Source organism: Chromobacterium rhizoryzae (assembly GCF_020544465.1).
Classification (GTDB): domain Bacteria; phylum Pseudomonadota; class Gammaproteobacteria; order Burkholderiales; family Chromobacteriaceae; genus Chromobacterium.
In genome coordinates this window covers 3,869,531-3,886,817 of record NZ_CP066126.1, presented here as the reverse complement: position 1 = coordinate 3,886,817, position 17,287 = coordinate 3,869,531, and the positions used below count along the sequence as shown (strand labels likewise).

27 protein-coding genes are annotated in these 17,287 nt (G+C 65.4%); 2 read left to right on the top strand and 25 right to left on the bottom strand.

Features of this window, described 5'->3' with window-relative positions; genetic code table 11:
• Positions 1-6: 6 nt before the first annotated feature.
• From JC616_RS17510 to JC616_RS17480, 7 genes are read right to left on the bottom strand one after another with little or no spacing between them, the layout of a single operon-like run.
• Positions 7-1,212, bottom strand: a complete 1,206-nt coding sequence (locus JC616_RS17510; protein WP_227104515.1) for a phage late control D family protein — start codon at positions 1,210-1,212, stop codon at positions 7-9.
• Positions 1,209-1,652 carry a phage tail protein gene (locus JC616_RS17505; RefSeq protein ID WP_227104514.1) on the bottom strand — a complete coding sequence of 148 codons (444 nt, stop codon included), beginning with the start codon at positions 1,650-1,652 and terminating at the stop codon, positions 1,209-1,211. The genes JC616_RS17510 and JC616_RS17505 overlap by 4 nt, the downstream gene beginning before the upstream one ends.
• On the bottom strand, positions 1,652-4,381 hold the full coding sequence (locus JC616_RS17500) for a phage tail tape measure protein (protein ID WP_227104513.1): 2,730 nt from the start codon (positions 4,379-4,381) through the stop codon (positions 1,652-1,654). Before JC616_RS17500 ends, JC616_RS17505 begins: the two co-directional genes overlap by 1 nt.
• Complete coding sequence (locus JC616_RS17495; protein WP_264372984.1) at positions 4,378-4,488, bottom strand: GpE family phage tail protein; 111 nt, start codon at positions 4,486-4,488, stop codon at positions 4,378-4,380. The genes JC616_RS17500 and JC616_RS17495 overlap by 4 nt, the downstream gene beginning before the upstream one ends.
• Positions 4,489-4,505: 17 nt before the next feature.
• Positions 4,506-4,814, bottom strand: coding sequence for a phage tail assembly protein (locus JC616_RS17490; protein WP_227104512.1), 309 nt, complete (start codon positions 4,812-4,814; stop codon positions 4,506-4,508).
• 45 nt (positions 4,815-4,859) lie between these two features.
• The gene (locus tag JC616_RS17485) at positions 4,860-5,378 is read right to left on the bottom strand and encodes a phage major tail tube protein (RefSeq protein WP_227104510.1); all 519 of its coding nucleotides are present in this window, start codon (positions 5,376-5,378) and stop codon (positions 4,860-4,862) included.
• A 12-nt stretch (positions 5,379-5,390) separates the two neighbouring features.
• Positions 5,391-6,563 carry a phage tail sheath protein gene (locus JC616_RS17480; RefSeq protein WP_227104508.1) on the bottom strand — a complete coding sequence of 391 codons (1,173 nt, stop codon included), beginning with the start codon at positions 6,561-6,563 and terminating at the stop codon, positions 5,391-5,393.
• Between the two features lie 130 nt (positions 6,564-6,693).
• Here JC616_RS17480 and JC616_RS17475 point away from each other — a divergent pair, with 130 nt between their 5' ends.
• Positions 6,694-7,128, top strand: coding sequence for a response regulator transcription factor (locus JC616_RS17475; protein WP_227104506.1), 435 nt, complete (start codon positions 6,694-6,696; stop codon positions 7,126-7,128).
• Positions 7,129-7,266: 138 nt separating this feature from the next.
• Positions 7,267-7,395: a hypothetical protein gene (locus JC616_RS24530; protein ID WP_264372983.1), complete on the top strand. Its 129-nt coding sequence runs from the start codon at positions 7,267-7,269 to the stop codon at positions 7,393-7,395.
• Positions 7,396-7,456: 61 nt separating this feature from the next.
• On the opposite strand, the gene JC616_RS17470 is transcribed toward JC616_RS24530, so the two are convergent.
• The 18 genes from JC616_RS17470 to JC616_RS17385 form a co-directional block, all read right to left on the bottom strand.
• Entirely contained in the window at positions 7,457-7,936 is a 480-nt protein-coding gene (locus tag JC616_RS17470) for a tail fiber assembly protein (RefSeq protein WP_227104504.1), read from the bottom strand.
• A 2-nt stretch (positions 7,937-7,938) separates the two neighbouring features.
• Positions 7,939-8,865: a gp53-like domain-containing protein gene (locus JC616_RS17465; RefSeq protein WP_227104502.1), complete on the bottom strand. Its 927-nt coding sequence runs from the start codon at positions 8,863-8,865 to the stop codon at positions 7,939-7,941.
• A 15-nt stretch (positions 8,866-8,880) separates the two neighbouring features.
• Positions 8,881-9,444, bottom strand: coding sequence for a phage tail protein I (locus JC616_RS17460; RefSeq protein WP_227104500.1), 564 nt, complete (start codon positions 9,442-9,444; stop codon positions 8,881-8,883).
• Positions 9,437-10,351, bottom strand: a complete 915-nt coding sequence (locus JC616_RS17455; RefSeq protein ID WP_227104498.1) for a baseplate assembly protein — start codon at positions 10,349-10,351, stop codon at positions 9,437-9,439. Before JC616_RS17455 ends, JC616_RS17460 begins: the two co-directional genes overlap by 8 nt.
• Positions 10,348-10,707, bottom strand: coding sequence for a GPW/gp25 family protein (locus JC616_RS17450; protein ID WP_227104496.1), 360 nt, complete (start codon positions 10,705-10,707; stop codon positions 10,348-10,350). Before JC616_RS17450 ends, JC616_RS17455 begins: the two co-directional genes overlap by 4 nt.
• Entirely contained in the window at positions 10,704-11,348 is a 645-nt protein-coding gene (locus tag JC616_RS17445; RefSeq protein WP_227104494.1) for a phage baseplate assembly protein V, read from the bottom strand. Before JC616_RS17445 ends, JC616_RS17450 begins: the two co-directional genes overlap by 4 nt.
• A gap of 114 nt (positions 11,349-11,462) precedes the next feature.
• A complete protein-coding gene (locus JC616_RS17440) occupies positions 11,463-11,897 on the bottom strand; it encodes a hypothetical protein (protein WP_227104492.1) in 435 nt (144 codons plus the stop codon).
• A gap of 65 nt (positions 11,898-11,962) precedes the next feature.
• Complete coding sequence (locus JC616_RS17435; RefSeq protein ID WP_227104490.1) at positions 11,963-12,421, bottom strand: phage virion morphogenesis protein; 459 nt, start codon at positions 12,419-12,421, stop codon at positions 11,963-11,965.
• Positions 12,421-12,837: a phage tail protein gene (locus JC616_RS17430; RefSeq protein ID WP_227104487.1), complete on the bottom strand. Its 417-nt coding sequence runs from the start codon at positions 12,835-12,837 to the stop codon at positions 12,421-12,423. Before JC616_RS17430 ends, JC616_RS17435 begins: the two co-directional genes overlap by 1 nt.
• Positions 12,834-13,037, bottom strand: coding sequence for a TraR/DksA family transcriptional regulator (locus JC616_RS17425; RefSeq protein WP_019100194.1), 204 nt, complete (start codon positions 13,035-13,037; stop codon positions 12,834-12,836). The genes JC616_RS17430 and JC616_RS17425 overlap by 4 nt, the downstream gene beginning before the upstream one ends.
• Positions 13,030-13,254 carry an Rz1-like lysis system protein LysC gene (gene lysC, locus JC616_RS24610; protein WP_227104485.1) on the bottom strand — a complete coding sequence of 75 codons (225 nt, stop codon included), beginning with the start codon at positions 13,252-13,254 and terminating at the stop codon, positions 13,030-13,032. The genes JC616_RS17425 and lysC overlap by 8 nt, the downstream gene beginning before the upstream one ends.
• A 327-nt stretch (positions 13,255-13,581) precedes the next feature.
• A complete protein-coding gene (locus JC616_RS17415) occupies positions 13,582-13,989 on the bottom strand; it encodes a M15 family metallopeptidase (RefSeq protein ID WP_227104483.1) in 408 nt (135 codons plus the stop codon).
• A gap of 14 nt (positions 13,990-14,003) precedes the next feature.
• Positions 14,004-14,312, bottom strand: coding sequence for a phage holin family protein (locus JC616_RS17410; RefSeq protein ID WP_043591227.1), 309 nt, complete (start codon positions 14,310-14,312; stop codon positions 14,004-14,006).
• Positions 14,309-14,689, bottom strand: coding sequence for a putative holin (locus tag JC616_RS17405; RefSeq protein ID WP_227104482.1), 381 nt, complete (start codon positions 14,687-14,689; stop codon positions 14,309-14,311). Before JC616_RS17405 ends, JC616_RS17410 begins: the two co-directional genes overlap by 4 nt.
• Before the next feature lie 2 nt (positions 14,690-14,691).
• Positions 14,692-14,907 (bottom strand): tail protein X, encoded by a 216-nt coding sequence (locus JC616_RS17400; protein ID WP_227104480.1) that lies wholly within the window; start codon positions 14,905-14,907, stop codon positions 14,692-14,694.
• Positions 14,907-15,380 carry a head completion/stabilization protein gene (locus JC616_RS17395; protein WP_227104478.1) on the bottom strand — a complete coding sequence of 158 codons (474 nt, stop codon included), beginning with the start codon at positions 15,378-15,380 and terminating at the stop codon, positions 14,907-14,909. The genes JC616_RS17400 and JC616_RS17395 overlap by 1 nt, the downstream gene beginning before the upstream one ends.
• A 203-nt stretch (positions 15,381-15,583) precedes the next feature.
• On the bottom strand, positions 15,584-16,246 hold the full coding sequence (gene gpM, locus JC616_RS17390) for a phage terminase small subunit (RefSeq protein ID WP_227104476.1): 663 nt from the start codon (positions 16,244-16,246) through the stop codon (positions 15,584-15,586).
• On the bottom strand, positions 16,243-17,274 hold the full coding sequence (locus tag JC616_RS17385; RefSeq protein ID WP_227104474.1) for a phage major capsid protein, P2 family: 1,032 nt from the start codon (positions 17,272-17,274) through the stop codon (positions 16,243-16,245). The genes gpM and JC616_RS17385 overlap by 4 nt, the downstream gene beginning before the upstream one ends.
• Positions 17,275-17,287 lie beyond the last annotated feature (13 nt).

Here is a 17,287-nt window from a genome sequence, read left to right as displayed (position 1 = left end):
CCACCATTATTTAACTTCATCCAGCCTCATCTCCAGCTCCAACTGGCAGGTATAGCCGCCGTCATTCAAGGTGTGGGTGATTTTGTTGATCACCCATTCCGTGGCGTCGATGGCCGGCTTGAAGCCCTGCACCCTGGCCGGTAGTTCGGCGAACAGCTCCGGCCGGCCGTAGGCCAGATTGATGCTGAACTCGGCCGCGCCGCGCTGCAGCTTTTCCCATGCCGCTTTCGCCCCCTGCAGTGCGGTGGCTTCGCTGGCGTAGATGTGGCGCAGCACTTTGACGTTGCCGGCGCTGGGCTCCACGCCTTTTTGCTGAATGGCGGTCAGTTTTTTGCGCTTGGTTTTGCGTCCCAGCTTGGTGACGGTGGCGCGGCGTTCGAAGCGGGTGTTTTTGTCGACGATGATTTCGCCGCGCTTTGCCCGGTTCAGATCCTGCCATTGGGCTTTGACGGCGGTGTAGGCGTTGCGGTCGGCAATGTTGAAGCGGTGGCTGTCGCCGCTGGCGCGGGTGAGGGTGCAGACCGGGAAGGGCTTGCCACTGACGGTTTCGGCGTCGCCGGCTTTGCAGAACACTAGGCGGCCGTTTTTCACCGTAGCCACAGCGTCGTGTTCGCGCGCCAGCCGGTGCAGCAGCTGGGCGTCGCTTTCATTGCGCTGGTCCAGCTGTTCGACGCGGCGCTTGGCCAGCCAGTCCGGTATCGCCGGCTGCAGCTGGTTGGCGGCGGCGATGGCGCGGACGATGGCGCCGAGCGTGGTCTTGCTCCAGCTCTTTTCGCGCTTGGCGGCGATGCCTTCGCGCAAGTCGCTGGAGCGGGCGCGCAGGGTCAGAATGTCCGGCGTGCCGCTATGCTCCACTTCGTCGACGGTGTAGCTGCCCTTGTCGATCAGGCCGCTATGCCGCCAGCCCAGCGCCACGGCGATGACGGCGCCGCGGCCGGGCAGCTCTAGCATGCCGTCGCTGTCGTCCAGCACGATGTCGAGCTGGTCGGCGTCGAAGCCGCGGTTGTCGGTCAGCGTCAGCGCCACCAGCCGGCGGCGCAGCGCGCTGTCCAGCGGCTTGCCGTTGAGCGTGAGCCGCCAGGCCGGCGTCGGCGCGCCGTTGAGGCCGGCGAAGCTGGCCAGACTGTCTAGGCCGTCCAGCGCCTGGCCGGCCAGGTCCAGGCCTTGCTGGGCGATGTCCTGGCCGGTGGCCATCAGGCTGTCCAGGCTCAAAACGCCAGCTCCATCACCGCGCGGCTGAGGTTGCCGAGCAGGTCCAGCATGCTGCCGTCGACGCGCTGCAGGGTCAGGGTGAAGTCGATCTCGCGCGCCTTGCCGTCGCTGAAGAATTCACGGCGGGTGAGGTCCAGCTTTTCGATGACGTAGAAGCCGTAAATCATGCCGGTGCCCTCGATCAGCGGCCAGGCCAGCGCCTGGTCGGCCATCAGCTTGAGCAGGGCCAGCGAGCTGTCGCCGCCGGTCAGCTCCGGCAGCAGCTTGCCGGACAGGGTGACGGGCTCTTCCTCCGGCCCGGTGTATTGGCGGCCGGGCGCGGCGCCGACGCGGGGATTGCCCGGCCAGCGCCAGCCGTATTGCTGTTTCATTTCCTGATAGGGCAGGGTGCTGCGGGTGAACACGAACAGCCCTAGCGCCATCATCGGCAGGCCTAGCATTAGTCGATGTCTCCAAATTTGCTGCGCTGGCGGGCCTGGGCGTCGCGCTGGGCTTTTTCCAGCTCCTGACGCACCAGCCGCGCCAGCGCGCGTTCGTCCATGCCGGGCGCGGCGTGGATGGTGATGGGGGCGTTGATCATGATGGGGGCGGTGGCGGCCATGGCCGGCCGCGCCAGCGGCGGGCGGGTGTCCAGCTGGCCGGCCAGCGCCGGCCCGGCGCCGAGCATGACGCCGGCGCCGAGGGCGGTCAGCTTGCCGGTGGCGTTGCGCAGCGCGGCCAGCGGGCCGCCCTGGCCCTGGGTGATACCTTGCTCCAGCCCGGCCATGGTGTAGCCGCCGATGCCGGCGAACACTCGGCTCGGGCTATGGATGTCCAGCTTCTTGCGCAGCCACTCCGGCAGCATGTCGCCGACGCCGAGGATGGCGTCTTTGACCCAGCCCAGGCCGCCTTTAATGCCGGTGACTAGGCCTTGCATGATGTTGCTGCCAAATTCGACAAAGCGGCCGGGCAAGTTCTGGAACCAGTCCAGCAGATCATTGGCCGAGGTTTTGACGAAGGCCCAGCCCGCCTTAAATTTCTCTTTGATCTTGTCGATGACCGGCAAGATGTAGAGCACGACGAACTCGGCCAGCTTCATGCAAATCCAGTTCCAGCTATCGCTGAAGAACTGTTTGATGCTGGCCCAGAGCTTGGCGAATTTGGGGCCGAGCGTGTCCCAGTGGCGCCAGATCAAGTAGGCGCCCACGGCAATGGCGGTGATCAGCAGCAAGATGGGGTTCATCAGCAACACCCGGCCCAGCCAGAACATCGCTTTGCCCACGATGGTGATGGCTTTCCAGGCGGCGCCGCCCATCCAGCGGAGCGCGGTTCCCAAGGATTTCAGCGCGCCGCCCAGTCTGGAGAACGCCAGCCGCCCCGCCGAGGCGGCGATGCCGAGCGAGGAGAAGGTAAAGCGCAGCATGGCCAGCGGGATGATCAGCGCGGCCAGGGTGGCGAGCGCGGCGGCCAGCGTCATCAGCGCGAGGGTGATGGCCTTGGCCGCCGCCGGGTTGGCTTGCATCCAGTCGCTCAGTTTTTTGACGGCGGCGGACGCCATTTCCAGCGCCTGGGTATATTCCGGCATCACCGCATCGCCCAGGACCTTGTAGGCGTCGGCGCGGCGGGTGATCAGGTCGATTTCCTTGCCTTCGGCGGTGTCCTTGGCCTTGTCGTAGATCTGATCGATGTTGTCGGCCCGGGCGTTGACCGCGGCGCTTTTCGCGAATTGCTTTCTTTGCAGCACCAGCTTGCCGAATAGACCTGAGGCGTTGCGGTTGGTGAAGATGCCGCCCAACACGTCTTCGATTTGTTGTCGATCCTTGATGCCTTTCTTTTCCAGCGTGGGCAGCAGGATTTCATCAATCCATTTGAAGGGGTCGGTTTTGAAGGTGGCGGCGCCTTTCAGCGCGCCCGGGTTCAAAAAGCTGACTTGGCCGGCTTTGTCGTGTTTGATTTTGCTGCGGTCGCCGATCAGGTCGAACTTGTCGAGCAGCAGCGCGGCGCGTTTGGTGGTGCGGCCTTGATAGAGGTTTTGGTAGGCGGACATCCAGGCCTGGCCGGCGGTGTCGCCGCCCATCTCCTGAATGACCGGCTCCATTTTGTAATAGAAGGCTTCATTGCTCAGGCCTTGGCCGGCCAAGCCGGAACGCTTGGTGAAGCGATACCACTCATTGGGACCAACGCGGCCGCCGGTTGCGGCGATGACTTGCTGTACCTTGTTGGCTTGGGCCATGAAGTCTTTTTCATTATTGGCCCCGCCGCGCATTTCGATCACCTTCATCATGTCCATCAGTTGCTTGTCTTTTTCCTGTCCTTCTCCTTCGCCAAACATGGCCTTGTTCGCGAACTTCATTCGGGTCAGCACCGGGGTGACCATTTCGGCGTGGTCGCGATCAGCGAATACCGCCCAGGCGTCACGGTGCAGCTCTAAGGTTTCGGTGGCGCTGACGCCGTAGGCATTCAGATTGGCGGCGAACTGCTTGGCGCGATTGGCTTCTTTATCGCCAATGCCCAGTGCGCGCACGCGCTGGAATTCGGTTTGGTAATGCTTGCTTTCTTCGATGGGACTGCGCATGCCGCTGACGATGGCGCGCGGCAGGCTGCCGACATTGACCACCGGCATGCCGAGCTGGCCGGCGCGGTCCAGCGAGCCGCGAAGTCTGGCTTTGTTCTCCTGCAGTTTCTGGCTGCGTTGGCTGGTCTGCTCCAGGGCGCGTTGTTGTTCTTTCAAGGCGCGGGTGACGCCGTCCACCTTGCCCTTGAGCGCGGTTTCCGCGCTGCCCAGCTGGGCGACCTTGACGCCGGCCTCGCTCAGCTTGGCGCGCAGCGGGGCTAGGTCGCGGGTTTGGCGCTGCACTTGGGTGGTGAGGCTATGCACGCTTTCGTTGGCCTTGGTGAAGGCCTTGCGGAATGTGTCGGTCTGTTCGACGCCGGCGCGCATCTGCTCGCGCATGGCGCGCACGCGCTGCTGCGCCTGGTCCAGCTTGGCGCGGGTGTCCTGCAGCGCGGCGGTCTGCTTTTTGTAGCCGCTGATATTGGACTGGGTGCGCTCCAGCGCCTTCAGCTGTTCGCGGGAGTGCTTGACCGCCTGGGCCAGCGCCTTGTTGCCGGCCATGGCGTCGCGCAGCGGGCGGCTCAGTTTGTCCACGCCCGCCAGCAGCACTTCCAGCTTCATCCGGGTATCGCTCATGTGTCCTCGTTGCCGCTGCGCAGGCGGGCGTGTTCGCGCCAATCGGCCAGTTCGGCCAGGCTCATGTGATCAAACGCCGACGGCGGCCAATGAAAAATGACCGCCACGTCGGCGATGGCGTCTTCTACGCGGCCGGGGAGGCCGTGTCCGCTTCGTTCGGCTGCCGTTCCTTCTTCCCCAAAAAACTGGCCACCGCGATACCGCATTCGGTCAGGTCGGCCGGATCCATGCTTTGCACTTCCTGTTCGGTCAGCGGCGGCAGGGTGATGCGCGGCAACAGGGTGATCAGCGCGCCGACGTCCATTTGCAGCAGGTCCACCAGCTTGGTGCCGCGCAGCTGGCCGGCGCTGGGCTTGCTGATGCGGAGGGCGGCGATTTGGGTCTGTCCGCGCTGGATAGGCTGGTCCAGGGTGATGGGGTCTTTGTCTTGCATGTTCAATCCTTGGTGTGAGCGGCCCGGGCGGGCCGGGTGATAGGGTTAAAGACCGACGTTGGCGCGGTGCGCGGCTTGGATATCCTTGCCGAAAACCTTGAACACGTCGTTGACGACATCGACTTCCAGCCACTCCTCGCCGTCGACAATCAGCTTGTAGTAGCTGAGGTCGGTTTTAACCTTGAATGAGCCGTTTTCCTTGGCCTTGGCGTCGCCCATGTCCATCTCGTTGTGGCGGCCGCGGACGACGACTTCCACCGCCTGGGCGCTGCCGTCATCCTCCTTTGCGTAGCTGCCCATGAAGCGGATTTGGGCGGCGTCGTGTTGTTCGGCGCCGAAAGTCATGACGATTTCGCGGATGGGTCCGTTATAGGTCTGCTCCATTTCCAGATCGCCCAAGCCCTTGAGCAGCGCGACGGAGCCGATCATGCCGGCACCGCGGTACTTTTCGGTTTCCATGGCGACCTTGGGCAGCTTGACTTCCAGCGCCTGGCCGATGAAGCCGACGCCGTCGATGAAGACATTGAATTTGCGCAGCGCGCGCGGCAGTGCGATGCCTGACATGGGGGCGTGTCCTTATGCGTTGACCTGGCTGGCGAAGTCCATCAGGTATTTATCGGTGATGCGCTGGCGCAGGCTGATGTTCTCCGCCGGCGGGACCGGGGTGTAGTCGTAGTCGATGGCCAGTTTGCCGGCCTTGAGACTGTCCTTGTCGTTGACCTTGGCGTCGAACCAGCAGTCGAAGCCGAGCAGATAGCCTTGGTTGACCAGGCTGCGGCCCTTGGCTTTCAGGCTTTCGATGATGTCGCGCGCCAGGCCCGGGGTCAGCGGCTTGTCGACGGCCCAGAATTGCGCCTCGGCGAAGGTGTCGGCCAGCACCTGGGCGGTGCGGGTGTAGCTTTCGAACGCATACAAGGGGTCCGCGCTGCAGGTGCGCGAGCCCCAGAAGCGGTAGCCGTTCTGGTTGATCAGGGTGGTGACTTCATTGCTGTTCAGGTAGTCGGCGTCGGTGGCGGTGCCTTGCAGATCGAAGTAGATGTCGGCGCTGATGCCGGTGACGCCTTGCACCGGCACGTTGGAGAGGGTCTTGTGCCAGCCGACGGTTTCGTCGATGAAGGCGCGCAGGCCCAGCGCGCGGGCGGTGGCGTAGGCGGCGGCTTCTTTGTTGGCGGCGCCGTCCCAGGCGATGAAGTCCGGCCAGATCAGCATCGCTTCGCGCTGGCCGAACTTTTTGCGGTAGGCCACGGCCTCTCCCATGGTTTTGCAGCCGTAGGCGGACAGGTAGGCGAAGGCGCGGGTCTGTTGCGCCAGCGCCGCCAGCGCCGCCGCCACCGGCTGGCTGTCCAGGCCGGGCGCGCCGAGGATGCGCGGCACCAGGCCAAAGCGGGCTTTGCTGTTCAGCAAGGCCTTGATGCCGGTCTTGCGGCCGTCCGGGGTGGTGGTGCCGATCACCTTGGTGGTGGTCTCTTCTGCGGTCTTGCCGGGCTTGATGCGCACGACGATGAGCACCGGCTTGCACTGGTCGGCGATGGCGGCCAGGCTGGGCGCCAGCGTGCCCTTGACGCCGGCCTTGCCGATGGCGCGGTCAATATCGGTAATCAGCACCGGCATGTCTTCCGGGAACGCCGTCGGGTCGGCGTCGTCGGAGGTGCAGACCATGCCGATAACGGCGGTGGCGACGGTGCGGATGGGGCGGCTGCCTTCGTCGATTTCAAGGACGCGGACGCCGTGATGGTAGTCAGTTGCCATGCGGGCTTCTCCATGCGGGGTTTCCGGCATGGTGGCGCAGGCGGCGGGTCGGTGCGACTGCGCTGCGTTGTGCCAGCGGGCCGGACAACTTAGAGTGACGGGCCGATGGTCTGAATTAGAATGTTTTAGGATGCCGCCAGACGCCGCCGGCTTGCTCCAGCATTATTTGGCGGCGGCGGGAGACCGCGAGATTCGCGCGTTGTTGCGGCATCTGTCCGGCGTCGCTCATCTTGAGATTCCGCCCCATTTGGTGGGCGGCATGGCGCTGGGTTTGCGGCGCTTGCTGGGCGATGCCGCGGCGCGTGAGCAAAATATATCCCATGCTTTAGGTCAATTGACGGATAGGGAAATTCAGGTTCTTGAGGCGGTGGCCGCTGGCGGTAGCAATCGGCAAGCGGCGAAAGCTTTGGGCATTAGCGAGCGAACCGTGCGGAATCACATTGAAAACATTGGGAGAAAACTTGGCGTGGGCCGTTTTGATGGGGGCAAAATCACCGTTAGAAAAATCATCCGCCATGTCTATTTTGCGGAGGCTATGCGGGACACCGGCGTTTCCGCCGATTAACGCGCGGGAGGCGAGCCTTCACAATCGTCGTTGCAGCACATCAAGCAAGCGAGGTTAAAAATGACTCTAGGCGCCGTGACGACTCCACAACAATTAAACCCCCTGATCGGGGACACTTGCCAGGATACGCTGGAAAACTTGACCACCTGTCTGAGCCGGCTGGGCGAAACGCTGGCGGCCAGCCATGCCGATCCTTCCATCTATTTTTTCACCGCCAGCTGCGCGGCGGCGCTACGGTTTGAGGCCGGCAGGCTGGGCCAGCGCTGATTCTCCATCACCCCAATAAAACAGCCCGGCGCATGGCCGGGCTTTTTGCGTGTCGCGCCGATCAAGGCGCGGGCGGCCAGTCTACCGCCATGGGATAGCCGGCTTGTTGCGGCACTCGCGTCAGCAGTACGCGGCAGCGCTTCCAGGCTTTGAGCGCGGCCAGTTCGTCCGCCGTGGCCATGCCCAGCTCCACCGCGTCTTCCAGCGGGGTGATGGCGGCATCCGCCGCCGCTCGGCGGCGATCCAGTTCGCGTTCCACATTCGCCCGCTGATAGTCCGCCTCGGCCGCCGGCGAGGCTTCCCACGCCGCGCCGTTCCAGCAATGAGCTTGACTTGGGCGCGGACTGTCGGCGAGGTCAGGCAAGCCACTGTCAGGATTCACTACAAGCGTGTATTCCGCTGGTCGCTGAAGCGCCACCCGCCGATACAAGGCTTCTTCAATCAGCACCGCATCCTCCGGCCAGCACCCATTTTTTTCATACGACGCGCGCATGCTATCCGGGAAAAACGCCATCATCGATTTTGAAAAATAGACCGCCATGTTTATCGTCCTATCGCAAAAATACGCGGCGTGATACCACCACTCAAGCTGCCGCCGCCGATGAACTGACCGACGACCGAGCACCAACCGCGATTAATCGTTCGCTCTTGAAACCAGCCATCCGACAGCGCCGTGGAACCGGCTATGGTTGAAACTGCCAGGAAAATACACTCGTTCGGGAAGGCGATAGGGAACGTGATGTTTTGTTCTTGGTCCCCCACGGTTGTCATCGTCCCTACCGCCCATTGAAACACCCAGCCCCCCAGCCACCATGGAGACGCGAGATAGCCGTTTTGCGTCAAGCTGCAGCCAAAGCCGAATTTCAGGGTTTTGGGCGTCACCGCCACGCCGGCATTGCCGCCGGCATTGACTTGCGCCTGGCTGGCGATTTTGAGAATGCCGGCGGCGGCTTCCGTCGCCGGGGCGTTGCTCAGGGCGTCGGTGATACCGTAGCCCGCCAAAGTGGACGGCTTGCCGCTGGCGATCTTGCCCCAGTCCAGGGCCGGCACGTCGGCCGCTGTCATTGTGCGACCGCTGGTGACGCGGCCCATGGCGTCAACCACCACCATGCTGTAGTTTCCCGGTGTCACGCCGCTATTGGACAGCGCCACGGAAGGGTTGCCTGCCTTGCCGTCGGCGTTGCTGATGGCGAGGCCTTGGCCGGCGGTAAGAGTCCGGGCGGCAGCGGCTCCCGGTCCGGTACTGACATAAAATCCGGCGCCTTTGATACCGGCTAGGGCACTTAGGTCCGGGCTCAGCGGCTGGGCTTTGCGTGCAGCTTGTTCCGCTTGCTGTTTCAGAAACGCGGTACGGTTGGCCAAGGCCTGAATCGGCACGTTGTCCGGACAATCCGGGCCGCCGGTCAGCACCGCGTCCTCCGCAAAGTAGGGGACTTTGTCCCAGCTTTCCTTGTCGTTCAAATATCCCATGGGTTCCCTCTCGATTCACGCCAGGCCGCGCGAGAACACGCCGTCGCGCCGGCCATAGCCGTTGCGCGTCAGCGCGGCGCGGCTGAAGTCCAGCGCCACCAGCCGGCAGCGGCCGGCGGCGATGTCGTCCAGCAGCGCGCGCGCGGTCCTGGCTTGTTGGTTGGTCAGCAGGCTGTAACAGATGACGCGGTATTCGGCCCAATGTGCGCCGCGCGGACCGCGTCGGTTGTAGGCTTCGCGCCGGCGGCTGCCGTCGCGCCGGTAGCCGCTGCGGCCTTGCTCAATGTCGACTTCGCCCAGGCCGAGATCCCGGAACAGCTGGCGCACCGCGGCGACGGTGCCCTTGCGGCGATGCACGGCGACGGAGGAGCGGATCACGGCGCGCTGGCGCGCTTCGCTGGCGGCGGCGTCGAAGTTGTCGATGCTGCGCTCCCAGGCCAGCAGCGGCAGCAGCGCCACTGGACAGCGGGCGCTGTCGGCGATGCCGCGTATCGGCGAGGGGTCGAGATCCGGCGCGCAGCAGTCGGCGATGGCGGCTTCCAGCGGGGTGCGATTGCCGGGCAGCAGGCGGCTAGTCATGAAGGGCAATCTCCTCGACCGTGGGGAATTGGCGCAGCGAGCACAGCACGTCGGCCGCCGGCGCGGTGAGCAGCACGCGGCGCACGCCGGCGACGTGCAGCGCGGCGTCAATGGCCGAACGCGCGACGGCGGCGCCCAGCCGGCGACGTGATTCCAGCAGGCGGGCCAGCCTCTGTCTGGCACCCTCCAGCCCGCCGCTGGCGGTCTTGCCGCCGGGCTCCCATTCGATGGCGGCATCCACGGCAAAGGCCAAGGGCTCGGCCGGCCGCACTTCGACGGTGTCGCAGATCGGCCGCATGGCTTCATCGTTGAGCGCGGCGGCGACGGCGGCCTGTAAGGCGGCGTCTGGCACGCCGTCGCCGCGACGGTCCATCACGAACACGCGCACGGCGCCGGGCTCCGGCGGCATAGGCAAGGGACTGTTCGGCCCCTCGACGCTGGCGTCCAGCACCTGGCCGTTGGCGCTGAGGGCGTGGAATTTGTAGGCGCCGGCCGGGCCGGCCACGCTGAGGCCTTCCAGCGCCATCTGGCAGCGCCGGCGCAGCGCGCTGTCATCTTCCCATTCCGCCGGTGTCGGCGGCTCGGTGTCCGGATCGGCCGGCTGCAACAGCAGCCGCTGCACGCCGTAGTCGGCGGCGCGGTTGTCGAGGTCGGCTCCGGCGGCGTAGGCCAGCAGGCTGGCGAGCGCGGCTTCGTTGACGCGTTGGCGCAGCAGCAGCTCGGTGTAGGCGAACTCCTGCAGCAGCATGGTCAGCGGTTCACTGTCCAATTGCAGCGCGGCGGCGAGGCCGGCGCGCAGCTCCGCCGGCGCGGCCGCCAGCAGCCGGGCCTTGCGGTTTTGGAACAGGGTTTCGAAGTCCAGCGCCTCGATGACGTCCGGCGGCGGCAGTTGGGTCAGGTCTATCATCGCAGGCCCACCGAGAGCTTGAGCGCCTGGCCGGCGGACGGTCCATCGCGGCGTCGCGCTTCGATGTCGATGGCCAGCGCACCGGCCTGGCCGCCGGCGCCGATGCGCATGCCCACCCGCTGCAGCTCGATGCGTGGCTCATGACGCGCCAGCGCCATCACGGTGGCGGCCAGGCATTGCATCCGGGTTTTGCCGTTGAGCGGCGCGTCCACCAGTTCCGGCAGCTGGCTGCCGAACAGCCGGCGTTGCACGCGCTGATACAGCGGCGTGGTCAGCACTTTCTGCACGCACTGCCGCAGCTGCGCATCGTCGACGATGGCGCGGCCGGTGCGGGCGTTGAGTCCGAGGTAGTTCATTGCGGACCTCCGGTGTTGCCGCCGTGGGCGTCGGGGTGGGTGTGGTTGTCCAGCACCACGCCGTTGCTGCTGAGCTGGCCGCCGCGGTGGGTGAGGGCGCCGCTGATGGCGGTGCCGGCGCCGCCGCCGGTGCCGGCCAGGCCGGCTTGATAGCTGAGCAGGCCTTCGCTGGTGGTGGCGCCCTTGACCAGCAGATTGCCGCCAACGGTCAGGTTGCCGCTGGTTTCGGTTTCCGGGCAGTCGATGACGCAGCGCACCGCGGCCTGGACGGTGGCGGTCTGGATGCCAGACACGCTGAGTTCGCCGCGGCCGTGGTGATAAGCGAGGCGGGCGCCGTCCGGGAACACCCGCACCCATTCACCGGTGTCGGCGCTGGGCGGCGGCGCGTCGTCGGCATTGAGGCCCAGCAGCACCAGGCCGGCGGTGGTTTCACCGGACGGGCTCAGGATCAGGCATTGTTCGCCGGGCGTCGGCGGATCCCAATCGCGGGTGCCGCCGGCGCGCGCGTGAAACCAGGCCAGCCAGCCGGTCAGCAGGCCGCCGGAGCGGACGCGGACGCGCGGCGGCTCAGCCTGCACGGCGGCGACGGTGCCGGTGCGCAGCAGGTTTTCAAAGCGGGTGATCAGGTCGATGAGGTCCATGCCGGGCAGTGTGCCCTGACCTGAACTTGTGCAGTGGCGCGGCCTGTTGTGGGAGAGGCTGGCACAAGTAATAGGCAAAAAAAACCGCGCGGATTGCGCGGTTTACGATTGAGTTTAAGTCGATGCTAGTTGGCTTTTGTATGCTTGATAGGCCTGGAAGTGGTCCTTGGTGTGCCTAGAGAAAGCCACGTAAGTGACAATCATAAAAATGAGGGAGGGCGCTCCCGAGGCCAGCGATATCAAGAGCAGGAAAACGACGCCAATGCGTGTAGTAAGCAGTTTTCTTTTGATCGTGGAGTAGAAGAAAAAGACGGTAAAGCTGTAGGGAACAAAAATTTTCCCCATCATCTCCGGAATCATCAGGGGCTCAGAGGCGCTGAAGCCGAGCTTACCCGAAACGCCTCTTGAAAAGCCCACCGCCCACTCTATCGGTGATTCAGCGCAGCCTACATAGAGAAGGATCAGAAGAATGATTGATTGCAGCGTGAACATGAACGCGCCGACGCCAAAGAGCACCTTGTAAGAAAAATTACTGAGTGGTTTTGTCATGGTTGTGATTGTTTTTGGTTCATCAAACGGGGCCTATCTTACGGTGGTTTTATGACGTTGGATAGTCATGTCATTTGCGCTAGATGCTCAATCACTTGATCCTGGATTGCTTGAATATCGGTATTGCTGAAGCCCAGCAGCTCGCGCGCAGGGTATTGCGCCATGACTTCGCGTTGGCGGCTGACGCGGTCGCGCAGGCCGAGCTGATGCACGCGGGCGATGCGCTGGACTTGGCCGATGAATTCCACCGCGCCGCCGGCGGGGCCGGCCTGGGTCTTGAGGAAGCGCGCCAAGCGCAGCTTGGCGAACATCTGGCGGCGGAGGGCGCCCTTTTTCTTGCGCAGCTGCGGCCGGCGCGCTTCAAAGCCGCTGCCGTCCGGGTTTTGCTGCAGTCGGATGCGCTGCTGCTGGCTGGCGCGCAGGCGGGTGACGATCTGGCGCGCCAGCGCGCGGCGTTGGGCGGGGCCGAGCTGGGCGAGCAGGCCGGACAGCTTGCTGTCCAGCTGGGCGAGGGCGTCGGCCATCAGAACATGCCCGGCGGGTCTTCCGGCTCGCCCAAGTATTCGAAGGCGAAGCCGCCGGCGGCGTCTTTGACCGCCTTGACGCGCTCGCTCAGCTTGAGGGTGATTTCGATGTCCTCGGCGCTGTGGCTGATGATTTCACTGCGGTAGCTGAGGCCGTCGGCGCGCGCGTCCGGGTTTTGCAGCAGCGGCGGTTCGTTGACGGCGATCCAGTTCAGCAGCGGCAGCAGGATGGATTCGATGCCGCGGCCGTATTCGATGACGACCAGTTTCAGGGTGTAGTGCAGGGTGAAGTGCAGCGCGCCGGGCCGTGTGGCCAGCTGGCCGTCCTCGGTCCACATGGTCAGCCGGTCCGGGTTGTGACGCAGTTCGGGCAGCGCGGCTTCCAGCGCCACGCGCAGGGCGTGGGGCTTGTTCATCGTTCCGCCCATTGCTGGCAGGGTACGCAGCGGGTGCAGCCGGGGACGATGCGCTGGCGCATGGCCGGGATCGGTTCACCGCAATCTTCGCAGTGGCTGAGGCTGTCGCCGGCGGCGCGGGCGCCGGCGAAATGGGCGTCGATGGCGGCGTCGCGTTGCAGCTGCTCCAGCGCCTGGGCGCGGTCGTAGAAATCAGTCATGGTCTTGGCATTCGAGGGTGGCGGTGACTTTGGCGGCGCAGACTTCAAGCGCCTGCCGCTGTAGTTGCAGCGCCTGGGCCAGCTGGCGGTTGTTGGCCGGCGCCGTCGGCGGCAGCTGGCAGCGGGTCAGCGGCGCGCAGCGCTGGCTGCTCAGCACCGTGAGCGCCGGCGGCGGCGTAGTCGAGCAGGCGGGCAATGTCAGCAGGGATAGCCACATCGCCCCAAGCAATATTTTCCGGGGTGGCATTGAGGGCTTGCTCCAGTTTGGCCGCGTTGGCGGCGTGTTTGCGGGCGAGGATTTCCAGGCGCTCAGCCATTTGGCGCACGGCGGCAGCCTGGGCGCGGGCGTCCTGTTCTTGCTGGCGCAGTTGTGCGGTCTGCTGGCGGTGGGCGGCTTCCAGCTGGGCATAGGCGGCGATCCGTTCCTGCGCCGTCGCTTGCTGCTGCTGGATGACGCGGGACTGCAGCCACAGGCCGAGCCCGCCGAGCAGCGCGGCGAGCAGCGCCAGGGTGGCGGCGTAGCGCTTGACGATGTCGGCGAGCATCAGCGCGCGTCCTTCGGCAGCTCGAAATGGGGGAACTCGCGGAACGGCGCGCCGGGGCGGCCGTACCAGTTGAGGCCCAGCTCCATGCCGATGCGGCCGGCGATCTGCCAATGCGGGTGGGCGGCATTCCATTCCGGCTTGCCGTTCACCTTGGGCACGATGTCGAAGGCGCGTGCCGCCGGCTTGCCGTCCAGCATGGCGTTGTGGGCGGACTGGCCGGCGCGGGCCTTGGTGACTTTGGCGCCGGGCGCGGTGCGGCCCTGGGCATAGAGCTGGTCTTGCTCTTGGCCGCTGCGCCAGGTGCAGGTGATCAGGATGTCGAGGCCGGCGGCCTGGCAACGCTCCAGGAACTGGCGGCACAGCGGCTGCAGCGCCGGGTGCAGGTCTTCAATGCGACGGCTGGGCATGGCGGTTTCCTCCTTCAAATCCATTTTTCTTTGCGCAACAGGATGGCGAGCCAGGACTGGCGGTTGTCGGTGGTGCGGAACAGCTCCACCACATTGCCGCGCACCGCCAGCAACGCCAGTAGCAAGGCCAAGTGCAGCACCAGTTGCGGCAGGCGGCTGTCCAGGCCGAACAGCTCGAATACGCCGACGCTGCCGGCGGCGACGGCGAGCAGGTAGGCGAACAGGCCGGCGCGCGGCCGGTGGGTGGCGCCGCCGCGGGCGAATAGCAGCAGGCGGGCGGCGATCAGCAGGCAAACCAGGGCGGTGGCGGTGGGAAGGGTCATTTCTCTTTCCCCTTGAGCAGGCGCAGCTTTTGGAAAAACTCCGGGCTGTCGGCGGCGCTGATCAGGCTCAGCAGCGTCTTGACGGCGAGGGCGGAGGCGATCAGCGCGCCGACGCCGTTGCTGACTTCCACCGGTTCCGGCAGCAGCCAGTCGACGAAGGAGGCGACGCCGCGGGCGGCAACCAGGCCGGCCACGAAGCTGAGCACGAAGAAGACCGCCTTCTTGCCGACGCTGATGTCGTTGGAGCTGAGAACGAAGACGGCGCCGCCGGCGAAAGCGCCGAGCACGACGGCGGCGTCGACGCCGGGAATCAGGGTCAACAGCGCGGCGGTGGCGAGCGCGCCGGCGGTGGTGGTGGTGCTGATGGGTTCGGCCATGTTTAGTCCCACAGGTTGATTAAGGTTTTGACGGGTTCGGCGTCGGCGGCGTCCAGCTCCGGCAGTTGCACGGCCAGGCCCATGGGCAGGATCGGGCCGTGGTCGGCCAGGCCGGGGTTGGCGGCCAGGATGGCCTCCACCACGCCGGCGGTTTTGCTGAAGTGCCGCCAGGCGATGGCGTCGACGCTGTCATGCTGCTGGGCGCGAACGGTGCGCATCAGATCAGGTCCACGGTGGCGCGGCCTTTGCTCTGGATGTCGCTGATGGCCCAGCGCGCGTCGCGGCGCAGGTCGTCGGCGGCCAGGCCCAGCTCTTCGGCGCGGCGCCGGCCTTCGGCGGTGCTGTCGAAGCTGCGATAGCGTTCGTTCAGCGCGGCGGCGGCGGTGGCGTAGATGGCGCGGCGCCAGTGGGTCAGATTGACGGGTTCGCCGTCGATGTCCTCGCCGGCCACGTCGGCCAGCCGCTGGAAGCCGGCGGTCTGCTGGCGTTGGCGCCACGCGGTCAGCTCGCTGTTGACGCTGGCGATGGCGACCACCAGTTCATGGCGCAGCCGTTCATCGGTGACGGTGCCGTCCAGGCGCATGACGGCGCGGGCGTGGGCCGGGTCAACATCAGGCCAAAACGCGCTGGCGCGGATGGGCTGGGCCAGCGGGCTGTTGGCGGCCGGGGCGGCGGAGGAGGGGATGATCATGGCTGTCCTTGGTGTGACGGTGGAGGGGGCTTCGGCTGTGGGCGGGTGCCCGGCGTCCACCCCCTGCCGTCAGTCGCGCGGGGTCGCTCGGTGTGGCGCGTCGAGCCAGACGCCTGATACGGCGTGGCGCCTCCTTGCCGTACTGGGTGTACTGTCTGCGTCGGCGCGCCTGGTCTCAGGCCTCTGGTTCGCTGCGCCTTGTCTCAGCCTGGCGGCGGCGTGTTCTTCAGCTTGCGTTCCAGCCCTTCGATGGCTTTCTTGACGCCGATGCCGTTGTGCAACTGCAGCGCGCGGCGCAATTGCTCCAGCGCCTGTTCCGGGTTGCTGTCCGCCAGCGCAAAGCCCAGCTCGCAATGCAGTTTGGCGCGCACTTGGTCCGGCATGTCGGCATGGGCGGTCATGGCCATGGCGCGCGCCAGCAGGCCGACATCGAAGCCGGACGCTTTGGCGTCGCGCAGGCGCTTGGCGGCGTCGGAGAGTTCTTCGGCGACGATGGTGCCCAGCGTGCGTTCGAAGCGGTCCGGCACATAGAGGTCATGGCGCATTGCGTAGTCGGCGATGTCGAGCGCGCCCGGGTAGTCGCCGGCGTCGATGCGCCAGATCATGACCGTGACCACGACGTCGTCGCGGCCGCCGGCGTCGGCCTGCAGCACGCCGTCGATCCAGGGCGCGTAATCCGGCAGCAGCTCGCGCTTGACCTCGCCCTTGCGCTCGATGGACTGGATTTGCTTGAGCCGGCGCCGGTCGTCGGCCAGCTTGGCCAGCATCAGCTGGTAGCCGCTGGCGTTGGCCATGCCGCCGAAGTCGTCCTCGCCGGGCTCCCGCCGCGCGGCTTCGCGCTGGAAGTGCTCGCGGAACAAGTTCATGCGGCGGACTCCGGCAGCAGCTCGATGTTTTCGATGAAGGCGCAGCAGCCGTAGTCCTCGATGACGAAGTCGTCGTTGCTGGACTGGTAGGTTTCGATGCGGTCGCGCTTGGGGTTGTCGATGACGCTGCGGCGGTTGGTGCCTTCCTGCCAGTACACCGACAGGTTGTCCAGGCGGGTGATCAGCATGGCGTTGGGCGGGAAGTAGGGCACTTGCACCGCTTGCAGATTGCCGATGCGACGCTGGCTGACGATCAGATCCTGGGCGGCTTTCTGGTTCATCGGGTCGTAGTTGCCGTTGACCAGCGGGAACAGCTTGTCCGACATCAGCCGGCGGCCGCTGATAACCACCAACTGAGTGTCGTTCTGGTGCCAGGGGTCGATCAGCTCATTGACCGCGGCGAACACCATCGCGTCCAGGTTGTTGAAGTCGCCGCCCTTGCCGATCTTCATCTTGCCGGCTTCTTTCTTGCCTTCCTTCAGGTAGCGGCCGGGCGCGCGCTCGCGGATTTTTTGCAGCCAGCCGACGGCGACGTCCTGCAGCAGCGGGTATTGCTCGCGGCGGCTGGTGCGGGCGCGTTTGACGCCGTTGAAGCTCATCATGATGCGGTCCAGCGCGATGCGCTGGATGATGGCGCCGCTGAGTCGAGGGGCGAAGTCCGGGAATTTGGCCCAGGCGTCGAGCATCTTGTATTTGATGTGGGTGTCGTAGTTGATCTGCTCGCAGCGGTAGCCGTCTTCGTCCAGCTGCGCCACGTCGCGAGTTTCGCGTTCTCCCTCGTCGGTGTTCTGAGTGCCGGCGATGGGGCCGGACACGCCCAGGCCTACGGTGTCGCCGGATTGTTCTTGCACCGGGTAGAGGTTGACCTTGCCCAGGAATTCGCTGGATTCCTGCACCCGGGTTTCCAGCTTTTGCTGGACGCTGGGCTCGACGTTGAATTTGCTGACGACGTCGCCGACTTCGATGCCGTTCAGGCGGGCGATGTCGCTCAGATAGTGTTTGAACTGTTCGCGGGTTTCTTTGCGCATGTTTTGGGGCTCC